The organism is Catenuloplanes nepalensis (assembly GCF_030811575.1).
In the GTDB taxonomy this organism is placed as follows: Bacteria; Actinomycetota; Actinomycetes; order Mycobacteriales; family Micromonosporaceae; genus Catenuloplanes; species Catenuloplanes nepalensis.
Genome location: NZ_JAUSRA010000001.1, coordinates 2054745 through 2070104 on the forward strand (window position 1 = coordinate 2054745; position 15360 = coordinate 2070104).

Genomic DNA, 15360 nt, shown 5'->3' on the forward strand with positions numbered 1-15360 from the left:
CCCGCCGTTCGGCCGCGTCGGCGACATCGCGCGAGCCGGGGTCCGGTTCTGACGGGTCACTTCCGGAAGGGCCTGGCCGGCGTACGGGCACGTCGGCCGGGTCTCGATGAGTGCCGCGTCGGCGAAGCGCCGGCGGCGTACCATCTGGTCGATGGTGATGCGACGGCCGCTGGAATGGTCGCTGCTGGGGCGCGACGCCGAACTCGCCCTCGTCGACGCCGTGCTGGCGGATGCGTCCGGCCGCGGCACGGTCGTCACGGTGCGTGGTGAGCCGGGCATCGGCAGGACCGCGTTGCTGGCGGAGGCCCGGCGGCGTGCCACCGCCCGGGGCATGCGGGTCCTCGGTTGCGCGGGCGTGCCGATCGAGTCGGATCTGCCCTACTCCGGCCTCCACGAGATGCTGCGCCCCGTCCTCCGGCGGGATCGGACGCCGGCCGGCACCTCGGTGCTCCCCGCGCGGGACACGTTGCGCGACGCGCTCGGTCCGGGCGGCGGCGCGTCGATCTCCCGCCACGAGGTCGCCGTGGCCGTCCTGGCGCTGCTGGCCGCGGAGTCCGCGGCGGCGCCGGTGCTGGTCACCGTCGACGACGTGCACTGGCTGGACCGGTCGACGGCCGAGGTGCTCGCGTGGTGCGCGCGCCGGTTCGGCGACGCGCGTGTCGTGCTGATCGCCACGGCCCGCGACGCCGTGCCGACGGGACCGCTCGGCGAGGTGCCCGCGGCACGGGAGATGGTGCTCGGCCGGCTGGACGACCGGGCCGCGACCGCCCTGCTGGAGGCGCATGCCCCCGGCCTGTCGCCCCGGTGGCGGCGGCGCCTGCTCGAAGTCGCCCGGGGCAACCCGCTGGCGCTGGCCGAGCTGCCGGTCGCGCTGCGCCACGATGACGAGCCGGACGGGGACCTGCCACTGACCGACCGGCTGGAGCGTGCCTTCGGCCCGCGGGCCGGCGAGCTGCCGGACGGCGCGCGGATGCTGCTGCTCACGACCGCCCTGCACGACCGCGACGACGCCGGGGAGATCCTCGCCGCGGCCGGGAGTGCGGCCGGGAGTGCGGCCGGGAGTGCGGCCGGGAGTGCGGCCGGGAGTGCGGCCGGGAGTGCGGCCGGGAGTGCGGCCGGGAGTGCGGCCGGGAGTGCGGCCGGGAGTGCGGCCGGGCGGGCCGTACGCCCGGAGGACGTGGCGGACGCGGTCGGTGCCGGAATGCTGGAGACCGGCGACGGCACCCTGCGCCTGCGGCATCCGCTGATGCGCGTGGCGGTACGCCGGGCCGCCACCGCCGCGCAGCGGCACGCGGCGCACACCGCCCTGGCGGCGGTCCTGGCCGAGGACCCGGACCGGCGGGTCCGGCACCGGGCCGCGGCCTGCCTGGCTCCGGACGAGTCCGTCGCCGCGGAGCTGGAGCAGGCCGCGAACCGGGCCGTCCAGCGTGGCGCTCCGGACGCCGCATCGGTCGCGCTGGAACGCGCGGCCCGGCTCAGCCCGGACCGCGCCGAGCGGGTCCGCCGCCTGGTGGCCGCCGCCGAGATCGGATTCGGCGCGGGTGGCGGCCCGAGGTTCTCCCGGCTGGCCGCCGAGCTGGAGGTGCTGGCGGCCGATCCGGTCAGCCGCGCCCGCCTGGCGTACTGGCAGGAGGAGCTGTTCCGCCGTGACTGGTCCGCGGAGAACAGCGTGGCCGCGGCGATCGAACTGGCCCGCCGGCTGCGGAGCGACGGGCACGCTGAGCGGGCGGTCTCCACGCTCGCCTCGGCGGCGGTCCGCGCCTGGTGGGCGACGCCGGCCGCTCCGGTTCTGCGCCGGCTGACCGAGGCGATCCGCGACCCGGGCCTGTGCACGGACGACCTGATGCGCAGCGCGCTGCTGGCGCTCGCCGCACCGGACGAGCACGCACCGGACTTCCGCCTCCGGTACGCGTCGGCGCGGGACACCCCCCGCGATCCGGCCGACGACGTACGTCTGAGCCAGGCCGCGGGTGCGGCCGGGGACATGCCGGCCGTCCTCCGGCTCCTCGACCGCGCCGTCGGGGGACTGAGATCCCAGGGACACCTCGGCCTGCTCGCCCAGACCCTCGCCGCCCGCGCCTGGGCGGCGGTGCACGTCGGCGACCTGGATCTGGCCGCGGCCTCCGCCGCGGAGTGCCGGCGACTGTCCGAGGAGGTCGGTCAGCCGCGCTGGGCGGTGATGGCACGACTGGCCGACGCGATGGTGGCCGGCCGGCGCGGCGACCGGCAGGCCGCGGACCTCGCGGCGGCCGAGGCGGAGACCGCGCTGGTACGGACCGGGGCGTACCCGCTGCTGGCCAAGGTGGAGTTCGCACGCGGTACGGCGGCGCTCGGAGCGGGGGAGTTCGCGCTCGCCTACGACCGGCTGCGGCGGATCTTCGACCCGGCGTCACCGGCCCGCCATCCTCACCTGCGCGCGTGGGCACTGCCGGATCTGATCGAGGCCGGGGTACGCGTCGGGGACGTGGCCCGGCTGCGGACGGTGCACGCGGAGCTGGCCGCGCTCGCCGATCGTGGCGGTTCGCCGCTGCTGCGGGCCGGGGTCGTGTCGACCGCGCCCCTGCTGGAGGACGAGCCGGCGGCCGCGTTCGACGCGGCTGTAGCTCATGATCTGAGCCAGTGGCCGTGGCATCGCGCTCGGCTGCTGCTGGCGCACGGGGAGTGGCTGCGCCGTGAGCGCCGGGCCGCCGCCGCCCGGACGTCGCTGCGCGAGGCACACCGCATCTTCGGCGCGCTCGGCGCGGCGCCGTGGGCGGACCGCGCCGGTGCGGAGATCCGCGCGTCCGGTCAGCAGTTGCGGGCCCGGCCGTCCGCCGGCGCGGAGGCACTGACCTCGCAGCAGCTGCAGATCGCCCGGCTGGCCGCGTCCGGACTGACCAACCGGGAGATCGGTGACCGGCTGCTGCTGTCACCTCGGACGGTCGGCACCCACCTGTACCGGATCTTCCCTCAGCTCCGCGTGACCGGGCGGGCCGGCCTCGCCCGCGCACTGGAGGACTACGAGAGAACGTGAGCGTCGTAGCATCATCGGCCATGCCGCCATCGCTCGTCGGCCGTGCGACCGAGATCGCCGTCCTGACGGAGGCGCTCGCCCGGGCCCGGGCGGGCCAGGGTGGCGGCCTGCTGCTGCTCGGTGACCCCGGGGTCGGCAAGTCCGCGCTGCTCGCGGCGGCGGCCGAACGGGCGGGCCGGACCGGCGCGCGCGTGCTCAGCTGTACCGGAACGCCGTCCGAGCGGGACCGCCCGTTCGCCGCTCTGCGCCGCCTGCTCGCCCCGCTGCACGACGAGATCGGCGAGATGCCACCGAGGGCCCGTCAGGCGCTGCTGACGGCGTTGGGCGACGGCGAGGACACCGGCCCCGGCGTCATCCCGCAGCATGTCGGGCTCGCGACGTTGCAGTTGCTGACCGATGCCGCACAGTGGGCGCCGCTCGTGGTGACCGTGGACGACGCGCACTGGCTCGACCTGGCCACCTGCCGGGTGCTGGCGTTCGTGGCCCGGCGCCTGGCGGACGATCCGGTGCTGCTGATCGCGGCCGCGCGCGACGACGACCTGGCCGGCAACCCGTTGACCGAGTCGCAGACCCGGGTCGTACCGGTGAATCCGCTGAACGACCGGGACGCGGCCGCGCTGATCGACGCGCAGGCCCCGCACCTGCCTCCGCTGGTCCGTGAACACCTGCGCGGTCTGGCGGAGGGCAACCCACTCGCGTTGATCGAGTTGCCGCTCGTGGTGCGCGACGAGCGCGACGTGACGGCCACGCCGACGCTTCCGCTGACCGATCGGCTGGCACGCTCGTTCGGTGATCGGGTCGCCGGGCTGCCTCCGGCGACCCGGGTGCTGCTTCTCGTCATCGCCGTCGACGACGAGAGCACCGCGGCGGAGGCGCTCGCCGCCGCCGGTGTGCTCGCCGGCGGGCCGGTGACGCTGGACGACCTGGCGCCGGCGGAGAGCGCCGGTCTGATCCGTGACACGGACGGCCGTCTCGGGTTCCGGCACCCGCTGATGCGCGCGGCGGTGGAGCGGTCCGCGGATCCGGAGCTGCGGCGCGCCGCGCACGCCGCCCTGGCCGGGACGGTCCGCGACGACGTGCGCGGACTGTGGCACCGCGCGGCCGCGCTCCCCGGCCCGGACGAGTCGGTGGCGGCGAGCCTGGAGCGGCTGGCGGAGCGCTCCGTCCGGCGTGGCACCGGTTTCGCCGTCGCGACCGCGCTGGAACGTGCGGCGCAGTTGAGCCCGGATCCGGCGGACGCGGTACGGCGTGAGGTGGCGGCGATCCGCGTCGCCGGGCTCGGCGGGACGCGGTCGCTGACCCGGTTCATCACCGAGTACGCGGACTCGCCGCTGATCGACCCGATCACCCGGTGTCTCCTGCGGCACCTTCATGACGCGATGTCGGGGGAGCGCTGGTCGGGGCGGGCCGGGCTGATCGAGATGGCGGAGGTGGTGCTGGCGCACGGCGCTGGTCATCCGGCCGAGGCCGTTCACCTGATGGAGAGCCGCTGCACGCTGGCCTGGTGGTCCGATCTGGACACGGCAGACCGGGCGCTGCTCGTCCGGGCGGCCGAGTCGCTGCCGCTGCACCGGGACGACATCCTCCGGGCGATCATCCTGGCGCGTGTCGCGCCGTGGGAACGCGGCCGGGAGGCGCTGGCACGGCTGGAGCGCCTGGAGCCGGGCGGCGGGCCGGTCGAACTGGACGTGGTCCTGGCGGAGACCGCGCTGAGCCTCGGTGCGGCGCCGGTCGCGGCGAAGATCCTCCGATCCGCGATCGCCCGGCTGCGGGCGGTCGGCGATGTCTCCGAGCTGCCCGCGGCGCTGGTGCACGACGCCTGGACCTGTGTGCTGCTCGCCCGTCACCCGGCCGCGATCGTCGCCGCCGGCGAGGCCGTCCGGCTGGCCGAGGAGTCGAAGTACCCGCGCTGGGTACTGACCGCGCTGCTGGCCGACGCGGTCGCCACCGCGCGCCGCGGCGGTGTGGGTGCGGCCCGGGCGGCGGCCGACCGGGCGGAGGCGGCGCTGAACAGGGCGGGCGCCACGTCGCTGATCTCCATGGTGCAGGTGGTGCGGGGCGCCGCGGGACTCGCCGCCGGTGAGCCGGCCGTGGCCTTCGAGGCGCTGATGCGGATGTTCGATCCCCACGGAGGCGCCCACAACCGCAACTCGCGCGACTGGGGCCTGACCGATCTGATGGACGCGGCGGCGCTGTCCGGGCGGCTCGACGAGGTCCGCGGACTGCACGCGGAGATGACGGAGCTGGCCGCCCGGACCGGTTCGCCGCTGCTGCTGGCCTCGACGGCGGCGAGCGCGCCGCTGCTGGCCCCGGACGGGGAGGCGGAGGCCGCGTTTGAGGCGGCGCTGGCGAAGGGCCTGCACGACTGGCCGTGGCAGCGTGCCTCGCTGCTGCTGCACCACGGCCGCAGGCTGCGGCGGCAGCGCCGGCGGGCGGACGCGCACGGGCCGCTGCGGGAGGCCTACGACCTGTACGAGTCGGCCGGCGCGGGCCCCTGGGCGCGGCAGGCGGCCGGGGAACTGCGGTCATCGGGTGCGAACGTGTCCGGTCTGGCCCGCACCATGTCGCACACGCTGACGTCGCAGGAGTTGCAGATCGCGAACCTGGCGGCGGACGGGCTGACCAACCGCGACATCGGTGACCGGTTGTTCCTCTCGCCCCGGACGGTCCGTAACCATCTCTACCGCATCTTCCCGAAGCTCGGCATCTCCTCCCGGTCGGAGCTGGCCGGGGCGATGCACGTCACCCGCCCGGACTCCGGATAGGGGTCACCTGACGTAAGCGCGCGCGTCATGCCCGAACCTACGGTTGCCGTCATGACAGCCAGACTCCATCTCGTGCGCCCGAAGGAGCAGCCCGAGTGGCGGTTCTCGATCCTCGGGCGGGTCCGGGCGTGGCGATCCGGTCGCGAGATCGATCTCGGCGCGCCGCAGCAGCGTGCGTTGCTGGCCATGCTTCTGCTCCGGGACGGCGCGCCGGCCACTCTGGACGAGCTGACCGGCGGCCTGTGGGGGGAGAACGTGCCGGTCGCCGCGGTCGGCACCGTGCGTACCTACATCTCCCGGCTGCGGCGACTGTTGTGCCCGGAAGGCCCCGAGGAGCTGATCATCTCCGGGTCGGGCGGCTACCGGCTGCGTACGGATCGGGTGTGGCTGGACTTCTCCCGGTTCCGTGAGACGGTCGCGGAGGCTGCCACCTCGATCGCGCAGCGGCACTTCGCGGACGCGGCCGAGCGGCTCGCGGCCGGCCTGGGCCTCTTCGACGGCATCGCGCTCGCCGGGACGCCGGGCCCGTACGCGAGTGCTCACCGCGACCGCATCGAGCATCTGCGCGGCGCGGCGGAGGAGGAACGGATCCACGCCGACATCGCGCTGGGCCGGCACGCCACCGCGTTGGCCGACCTCTCCCTGCGGATCGCCGCCGATCCGCTGCGCGAGCGCCTGCGCGAGCTCCAGATGCTGGCGCTGTGGCGGGACGGCCGTCAGGCCGAGGCACTGTCCGCGTTCCACCGTGCGCGGGCGGTGCTCGCCGACGAACTCGGCGTCGACCCGGGGGCCGGCCTCCGCCGCCTGCACGCCGAGATCCTCGCCGGTGACGAGCCGGTGCGGACCCGGCCGCGCGTGGCAGCGCGTATCCCGGCGCAGGTACCGGCGCCGCCGTCGGACTTCACCGGCCGGGCCGGCCTGGTGCGGCGGGTCGCGGAGTCGCTCGATCAGGGCACCGCGATCCCGGTGATCGGCATCGCCGGCCTGCCGGGCAGCGGCAGGACCGCGGTGGCGGCCATGATCGCCCGGCGCGTCGCGCACCGGTTCCCGGACGGCGTGCTCTACGCCGATCTCAGCGGCGCGCAGACCGGCGCGCGCTCCGAAACGGGCGGGCCCTCCGGGACCGGCGCGCGCTCCGGTCCCGGCGGGCCGTCCGGGGCCGGCGCCGTGCTCGCGGGCTGGCTGCGGGCCCTCGGTATGGCCGATCCGGACATTCCGGCCGACCTGTCCGAGCGGGAGGGTGCCTGGCGGACCGCGCTCGCAGGGCGGCGGATCCTGGTGGTCGCCGACGACCTGACCGGCGGAGACGCGCTGCTGCGCCCGCTGCTGCCGGCCGCCGCCGGGTGCGCCGTGCTGTTCACCACCGACCGGGTCAGCACCGGCACCATCGGCGCGGAATGGCACCGGCTCGGCCCGCTGGCGACGCCCGAGGCCCTCGGCTACCTGGGCCGGCGGATCGGCGCGGCGCGGGTGGCCGCGGAGCCGGGCGCCGCGGTCCGCCTCGTCGAGTCGCGGTCGTGCCTGCCCTCGACGCTGCGCGGGCTCGCCGCCCGCCTCGCCGCACGTCCAGCGTGGACTCTCGCGGACGCGGAGCGCGGCCTGGACGCCGACGACGACGCGGACGAGATCTACCGCCGCCTCGACACGGTCCGGGAGACACTCGGACCCGCGCCGTCCATGGTGCTCGCGGCGATCGCGGCCGCCACCGGCGGCACCGTGTCCGCAGGTCAGATCGGCGGCCTGCTCGGCATGGCGGAGCAGGACGCGGTGACGGCGCTCGACGTGCTGGCCGAGCGTCTCCTGATCGACGCGCGGCAACCCGGCCGGTACCGGGTCGGCCCGCTGATCCACCGGTACGCCGCGCTGCGCCGGACCACGGACGTCGTCCACCAGCTCGTAGCGGCGGCCTGACCGGGCCGGCCAGCAAACGTTGATGCCCTGTAGGCGTCCGGCGGGTGTGCTTCCGGCGGCTGCCCTCGCCGGTCCCGTCCGAGGGATCGGCGGCATGGGACATCCCGGAACACGACGAAAGGTATCCGATGGCTCGCATACTGATTCGCGGTGGTCACGTGCTCTCCATGGACCCCGCAGTAGGTGATCACCTGGGTGGCGACGTCCTCATCGAGGACGGCGTCATCCGCGAGGCCGGCGCGCGGCTCGAGGTACAGGACGCCGAGGTCGTCGACGCGACCGGCATGATCGTCATGCCCGGCCTGGTCGACACCCACCGGCACACGTGGCAGGGCGCGTTCGCGCAGATCGCCACGGACTGGACGCTCAACGAGTACTTCACCGGCCTGCTCGGCCGGTTCTCCCCGCTGTTCACCCCGGACGACGTCCGCGACGGCACCCTCCTCGGCGCGCTGGAGGCCCTGGACAGCGGCATCACCACGCTCTTCGACTGGGCTCACGTCATGAACACCCCGGAGCACGCGGACGCCTCCGTGAGCGCGCTGCGGGACTCCGGCATCCGCGCGGTGTTCGGCCACAGCACCCCCACCTCCGACTCGTCGTGGTACTACGCCAGTCAGCGGCGGCACCCGGACGACGCCCGCCGGCTCGCCGCGCGGTACTTCAGCTCGCCCGACCAGTCGCTGACCCTCGCGCTGGCGATCCGCGGCCCGGAGATGGCCACCCTGGACACGACCGCGGACGACCTGGCGCTGGCCCGTGACCTCGGCGTCCGCGCGTCGATGCACGTCGGGATCGGGCTGCTCGGCGGCCAGCGGGCGATCACCGCGCTGCACGACCACGGACTCCTCGGACCCGACCTGATCTTCGTGCACGCCAACACGTCGACCGACGATGAACTGAAGATGCTGGCCGACAACGGCAGCCACGCCTCGGTGTCGGCGCGGGTGGAGATGATGATGGGCCACGGCTTCCCGGCCACCGGCCGGCTGCTGGCGGCCGGTATCCGCCCGTCGCTGTCGGTCGACGTCACCGCCGGTGTGCCGAGCAACTTCTTCGACGAGATGCGCGCGGTTCTGGAAGCCGAACGTCTGCGGCAGTACGACACGCTGCTGGCCCGCGGCGAGGCGCCGGCCACGGTGCCGCTGACCAGTCGCCAGGCGGTCGAGTTCGCCACCGTCGACGGCGCCCGCGCGCTGGGCCTGGATCACCGGATCGGCTCGCTCACGCCGGGCAAGCGCGCGGACGTCATTCTGGTCGACACCGCGCCCTCGCCGGTGCGGCTGGCCGGCGGCGACGCCTACGCGTCCGTGGTGTCCGCCGACGCGCGCGACGTCGACACGGTGCTCGTCGGCGGCGAGTTCCGCAAGCGGCGAGGCGTCCTGACGAGCGGCGACACCGCGCTGGCCCGGAGCCGGGCGGAGTCCTCCCGGGCACGTCTGCTGGCCGCCGCGGGCAGCTGAGCGCCGGGCCCGGCCCCGCCGAGAGCAGGGCCGGGCCCGTCCGGCGACTCCCCGGCCACGGACGCCGGCCCGCGCGGCTTCTACGCACCGGCCGCCCAGCTGATCGGGGCCTGAGAACGCACATCGGCGGCGGTTGCGAACGTCCTTGTGCGTGACGCACACGTACCTTCGCCGCGGACACCGATGTGCATTTTGTACGCGATTCGGATCTGATGCAGTATTCCATTGCGCGCCGATAGACAGTGGCGCTTCATTCGGCATCAGATCGTTTCGCGACGAATGGAACAATCATGTCCTACCTCCTTCACATAGACGCCACGGCATTCGCCGAGGAGTCCATCTCCCGCCGGATAGCCCGGTCCTTTCTCGACTCCTGGGGCGGGACGGAGATCGTCTACCGGGACCTGGCCGCCACGCCGGTCCCGCACATCACGGCGGCCGGCATCTCCGCCCGGCTGACCGACCGGGCCCGGCACACGCCGGAGCAGGCCGCGGCCCAGGCGGTGCAGGACGAGCTGCTGGAGGAGTTCCTCGGTGCGGGCGGCTACCTGTTCACCGCGCCGATCTACAACTACGGCGTACCGTCGGTCCTGAAGGCGTGGATCGATCAGATCGCGGTCTCCGGTCGCACGATCCACCTGCCGGACGGGCCGCCGACCGCGGGGCGCCCGGCGGTGCTGATCTCCTCCCGGGGCGGGTCGTACGGGCCGGGCGAGCCGCACGAGGGCCGCGACCACCTCGTCCCGAACGTCCGGGAGATCCTCGGGGTGGACATGGGCCTGCGGTTCGCGTTCATCACCTCCTCGTGGGGGCTGGCCGAGGTGCTGCCGATGCTGTCCGGGCTGATCCCACGGCATCACGACTCCCTGGCCGCCGCCCACGCCGCGGCGCGCGCGGCCGGCGAGTCGTTCGCGCTCCACGAGGTGCGGGCGGTGCCGGGCGCGCAGCAGGCGGCCACCTTCACCGTCGCCTGACGGCGGCCACGGGTGTCCGGTCAGGGAACGGCGCCGCGCCGCCGGTGCGCGCGGATGTCGGCGTGGTGATCCGACACCCACCGGATGAGCGTCGTGGCCGCGTCGAGGAGGCTCTCACCGAGCGGCGTCAACGAGTACTCGACCCGGGGCGGCACCTCGGCGTACGCGGCGCGCGTGACGAGTCCGTCCTCGGCGAGCTGGCGCAGGGTGAGGGTGAGCATGCGCTGGGAGATGCCCTCGACGGCATGGTGCAGATCGCCGTAGCGGCGCGGGCCGTCCTGAAGGCGGGCGATGACGAGCAGTGACCACCTGTCGCCGACCCGGCCCAGAGTCTGCCGGACGAATTCGCCGTTCTCGACCGGCAGGTCCCCGCACGCATCCGCGTCCGGCGTGGCACGGGCGGTATCGCTGGTCGTCATCGTGGGAACCTCCGTGGAAGGTGAGTTCCTCCCGATGAAACACCCGGCGGCTATCGCTGTCTACGACGAAGATCTCTGTCCCCGTACGCACATCCGTGTGCCTTTTGCATTCAACGGCCGCGGCCACCGGCGCTGGATCGCACCGGTGGCCGCGGAATCACGTCGGCTCTGACTGGGTCGAAGGATCAGGGGTAGGCCACGACCTGGCGGGGCACGGTGTTGCCGGCCGGGTTCGGGACGGCGCCGCCGGTGTCGTTGACGACGTTGACGATGGTGCCGACGTCGCCGAGGGAGACGGTCAGGATGCTGCGGAGCCGCACGCCGGCCCGGTTGGGCACCTCGAAGGCCCGGTCCACCCGGACGCTGGGGTTGACGTTGAAGTAGGCGTACGAGCCGCCACCCCAGAGTTCGTGATCGGTGACGTTGTCGGCGACCTTGTAGGCGGCGTAGCCGTTGCCCCGCGGACCGATCCAGGCCGCCTGATTGGGTACGTCGTACGGCTTCTCGTTCTGGAAGAAGATCGTCTTCCCGCGGTTGCCGTTCCAGATCACCTCGTACTTCTGGTAGTGCTCGACGAACAGGCCGGTGGCCAGGACGTCATCGCCGTTGACGATGAGGCCGGTGTCGCCGGTGTTCACCGTCCAGCCGGTCGGTGCGCCACCGTGGTCGGCCCGCCAGGCCCAGATGTGATCGATGATCGTGTCGTCGCTGTGCACGGCGAGGGTGGTGGTGGCCTTGCCCTGCACGCTGCTGCCGATGCGGAAGAAGACGTCCTGCAGGCTGATCGGGTTCGCGGCGTGGTCGGTGTGGACGCCGGCCCGTCCGACGCTCATCAGCGTCGGGCTGTTCGTCGTCCCGGCGTCGAAGGTCAGCCCGCTGACCTTGACTCCGTCGACGTCGGCGACGTTCAGGGCCTCGACCCCGTTGTTCGGGATCAGGGTCGGGAAGCCGATGCCGGTCACCACGGTGTTCGGGCGGGTGACCCGGATGGTCTCGTCCAGGGAGTAGGTGCCGGGCGTGAAGAACAGGTTCAGGCCCTGGGCGAGCGCGGAGTTGATCCGCGCGGCGCTGTCACCGGGCTTGGCGACGTAGAACTCCCGCATCGGGATCGAGGTGCCGGCGGTGTTCGGCCAGCTCGCGCCCGCGGAGTTGCGCCGCAGCGCGGGTACGAACACGCGGTAGAGGCCGGCGTTGTCGACGTAGAGGTACGGCTTCTCCCGGGTCACCGGCGTGGTGGCCAGCGTGGTGTGCGGCGGGTTCGGGAACGCGTTGGCCGGGGCGCCCTGGACGCCGGAGTAGACCATGTTCCACACGCCGCCGTCCCAGCGGGAGATCCGGCTGTCGCGGGTGTACCACTGCTGCTGGGAGCCGGAGGAGACGACACCGTCGACCACGGCGTCGGCCAGGTAGCCACCGCTGGAGTAGCCCTGCCCGTTGTCCTGGTTGGACGGCGCCAGGGTCAGGTTGCCCTTGATGTGCACCCGGCGCATCGGCGCGGCCTGGGAGACGGCCCACCGGTTGGTGCCGCCCTCGGGCACGATCGACAGGTTCTCCATGCTGCGCCAGAAGTTCTGGGTCGCGTTGCTCTCGTCGCCGTGGTTCCAGCCGGAGTCGACGTTGACCGCGCCGTTGATCGTCACGTCGTCGGGGTTGAGGCCGAGACCGGCGATCGTGGTGTAGAAACCGACGTTCGCCCACACCCGGCCGTACGTGCCGGGCTTGAACAGGAACACGTGGCGCTGGCTCCCGAACTGCGCGGTCGGGCTGCGCAGCTGCGCGTTGAACGCCTGGTCCACCGCTGCCTGGATGGTCGCCGCCGACGAGGACGAATCGAAGATCCGCACGTTCGGGCCGAAGTCAGGGGTGTCGGAGGTGGGCAGACTCGTCGTGGGAGGGGGCGTGGTGGGGTTCGCGCCGGTGCCGAACACCTGGAACTCCCAGAGCGAGTAGCCGTACGGGGTGGCGCGCGTGGTGCCGTTCATCCGTACGTACCGGCCGCTGCCGGTGACGTTCAGGGTCTGCACGCCGGCCGTACCGCTGGTGACCGGGGTGATGTCCGTCCAGGTGGAACCGTTCGGCGAGGTCTGGACGGTGAACGCCGAGGCGAACGCCGCTTCCCAGTTCAGCACGACACGGCTGATCGACTGGGTGCTGCCCAGGTCGACCTGCAGCCACTGCGGATCGGCGAACGCGCTGGACCAGCGGGTGCCGGTGTCGCCGTCGACCGCGGCGGCCGCGGTGAAGCCGGCCTCGACGGACGAGGCGGTGGCCGGCTTGCCCTGCGACAGCGGGACCTCCGCGGCGTTGGCGTTGAGGGTGACCCCGGCGACGCCGATGCCGAGGGCTGCGGACAGGACGGCGCTGAGCGCGACCAGTCCGCGGCGCCGGCGTTTGTGCGGCGGCGGGGGAGTGAGTGTCGGGGGTGTCATGTTCCTGCCTGTCAGACGGGGGTGCCGCGTGTCCGTGAGACAGACGTACGGCGGAGCCGGGGATCACGCGACATCGATACGGGAGAGCGCTCTCTGCGATTGTTACCTCGATGACGCGGCGGGTCAACAGCTCGGCAACATAAGCTCCGAACGGGCAGTGGGGACCGCGGTGTCGCCGCTGGTGTCGCCGACGACGCTGACCTGGTGAAACACCCTGGATCGGTCATCGAGTTTCACCGGGCGGCTCATGAACGGGGAGCCCGATCGTCGAGTCGCGTGGTGGCGCGGAATGGATGCGCCACCCGGCTATCGGCGGCCCTGGTCGACGCGGTCGGTGAAGTCGAGGAGCGTGGTGGCGAAGGTGGCGGGGTCCTCCTGGGCGACGAGGTGGCCGACGTCCGGGATCCGGATCGCGGTGACGTCGCCGCGGGTGACCTGGTGCATCGTCCGGGCGGTGAACGGGGCGTTGATGCCGTCGACCGCCAGGACGGGGACGGTCAGCGGCCGGGACTCGGCGAGCGTGCGGGTCCGGCCGTTGTCGCCGAGCGTCGAACGGTAGAGCCCTTCGGTGCCCCGCCAGCCGCCTGGGCGGGCGTAGGTGCGGGTGAACTCGTCGATGTCGGCCTCGGTGACGGCGCCTGCCACGGGTCGAGGGCCCGCGCGCAGCAGCACGGGGATCGGATGTTCGCTAAAGGCTCGGCTGCGGTGGTCGAAGAGTCGAGGGTGAGGCGGAATGTCAGTGTGCTGCTCGCCGTCGCCGTGGCCGCCGGTGTGCTGGTGCAGCTGGTGCTCCCGGGGCTGACGACGCAGGCGGGGTCTGCACTCGTTTACCTGTCGGCCTCGGCAGCGGTGACGTACGCGCTCGTCGGCTGCCTTCGCCACGCGCGGGCCGAGCGTGGCCGTATCCGTGCGGGCTGGTGGGCCGGGGTGGTCACCGACGCGCTGCTCGCCGCCGCGTACCTGCTGGGTGGGCTCAGCGGAGTACTGGGCCGGCCCGAGCTGGCCGGGCTGGCCGTCGTCGTCGCGGTCCCCGCGGCGATGACCGCCGTGGTCATGCTGTGGCTGCACGCCGCGCCCCCGGACGACAGGTTCGCCCGGCTCATCCAGATGGTCGACATCGCGGCCGTGGCGAGCGCCCTGTTCATGGTCGCGTGGCATTTCGTGCTCGGCCCGGTGGCGGCCGTCCTGCCCGAATCGGCGCGGCTGTCGTTGCTCGCGCTGATGCTGCCGAACATCGTCAGCCTCGCCGCGGCCCTGGTGTTCGTCTCGCGCACCGAGCACGGCCGGCACCTGCACGCGCTCAGTCTGTTCCTGTGCGCGCTCGCGGTCATCGTCGTGTCTCAGACCATCGCCGTCTACAACCAGGCGCATCAGCTTCCCTGGTACTCGTACGGCGCCGGGGGTGGCCCGTTCGTCGGCGGCATTCTCGCGGCGCTGGCGGCTCATGCGAGCCTGCCGGAGACGGACGCCACCGGCCGCCGGTGGTTCTCCGGCGCCTGGGTCCTGCTGCCGTACGTGCCGACCGGCCTCGCGCTGTGCGGGGTCGTCGGCCTCTACGCCCGGCACGGCACGCTCAGCCCGGCACTGACCTGGACCCTGCTCGTCACCGTCGGCCTCGCCTTCGTACGCCAGTTCCTCGGCCTGATGTTCGTGCGCGGGTTGCTGCGCCGGATGGACGAGCAGCAGGCCATGCTGCATCACCAGGCCAACCACGACCTGCTCACCGGGCTGCCGAACCGGGGCGCGTTCTACCACCGCCTGGCCGCGGAGCTGGCCGAGGCGGGGCCGGACACCTGCGCCGGCGTCCTGATGCTCGACCTGGACGACTTCAAACCGGTCAACGACACCTTCGGGCACGCCGCGGGCGACACCCTGCTGGTGGAGGTGAGCCGGCGGCTCAGCGACTGCCTGCGCGACGACGACATCGCCGCCCGGCTCGGCGGCGACGAGTTCGTGGTGCTGCTGCCCCGCCTGGACGAGCCCGATGCGGCGGAGGCGGTCGCGGCCCGGGTGGCGGACCGGCTGGCCGCGCCGATGTCGATCGTCCCCGGGCACACCACCTTCGTCCGGGCGAGTATCGGCATCGCCACGGTCACCGGGGACGCGTACGACCCCGACTGGCTGCTGCACCAGGCCGACATGGCGCTGTACGCGGCCAAGGCCGCCGGCAAGGGCCTGATCCGCCGGTGCGGACCGGAGGCCACCGCCGGCAGACGGAGGTCCGATCCCGCACCCGCCGAGGCGTCTGCGCGGTGATGGCCGGGGCACCGGCCGAGGCTGGTGCCCCGGACGGCGGGAACCCCTGCCGGTGTGCGGGTGGTACGGCCGTGGCCGGCTGCGGGACACATCGAAGCCTTGCCGGTCGTGCCGCCCGGCGTACCCGGCA

General features: G+C 73.7%; 9 protein-coding genes. 6 read left to right on the top strand and 3 right to left on the bottom strand.

Going from position 1 to position 15360, the window contains the following annotated elements:
* The first annotated feature begins 151 nt into the window (after positions 1–151).
* The 5 genes from J2S43_RS08520 (at position 152) to J2S43_RS08540 (ending at position 10126) form a co-directional block, all read left to right on the top strand.
* Positions 152–3013 (top strand): AAA family ATPase, encoded by a 2862-nt coding sequence (locus J2S43_RS08520; RefSeq protein ID WP_306828226.1) that lies wholly within the window; start codon positions 152–154, stop codon positions 3011–3013.
* A gap of 20 nt (positions 3014–3033) precedes the next feature.
* Positions 3034–5778, top strand: a complete 2745-nt coding sequence (locus J2S43_RS08525) for a helix-turn-helix transcriptional regulator (protein ID WP_306828227.1) — start codon at positions 3034–3036, stop codon at positions 5776–5778.
* A gap of 51 nt (positions 5779–5829) precedes the next feature.
* Entirely contained in the window at positions 5830–7689 is a 1860-nt protein-coding gene (locus J2S43_RS08530) for an AfsR/SARP family transcriptional regulator (RefSeq protein ID WP_306828228.1), read from the top strand.
* Between the two features lie 128 nt (positions 7690–7817).
* A complete protein-coding gene (locus J2S43_RS08535) occupies positions 7818–9152 on the top strand; it encodes an amidohydrolase family protein (protein WP_306828229.1) in 1335 nt (444 codons plus the stop codon).
* Positions 9153–9442: 290 nt separating this feature from the next.
* Positions 9443–10126, top strand: coding sequence for an FMN-dependent NADH-azoreductase (locus tag J2S43_RS08540; protein WP_306828230.1), 684 nt, complete (start codon positions 9443–9445; stop codon positions 10124–10126).
* A gap of 20 nt (positions 10127–10146) precedes the next feature.
* On the opposite strand, the gene J2S43_RS08545 is transcribed toward J2S43_RS08540, so the two are convergent.
* From J2S43_RS08545 to J2S43_RS08555, 3 genes are all read right to left on the bottom strand, one after another.
* Complete coding sequence (locus J2S43_RS08545) at positions 10147–10545, bottom strand: winged helix-turn-helix transcriptional regulator (RefSeq protein WP_306828231.1); 399 nt, start codon at positions 10543–10545, stop codon at positions 10147–10149.
* 185 nt (positions 10546–10730) lie between these two features.
* A complete protein-coding gene (locus J2S43_RS08550) occupies positions 10731–12974 on the bottom strand; it encodes a discoidin domain-containing protein (RefSeq protein WP_306828232.1) in 2244 nt (747 codons plus the stop codon).
* Between the two features lie 306 nt (positions 12975–13280).
* Positions 13281–13619, bottom strand: coding sequence for an alpha/beta fold hydrolase (locus J2S43_RS08555; protein WP_306828233.1), 339 nt, complete (start codon positions 13617–13619; stop codon positions 13281–13283).
* Between the two features lie 78 nt (positions 13620–13697).
* Between J2S43_RS08555 and J2S43_RS08560 the strand changes: the two genes are divergently transcribed.
* Complete coding sequence (locus J2S43_RS08560; RefSeq protein ID WP_306828234.1) at positions 13698–15230, top strand: GGDEF domain-containing protein; 1533 nt, start codon at positions 13698–13700, stop codon at positions 15228–15230.
* Positions 15231–15360 lie beyond the last annotated feature (130 nt).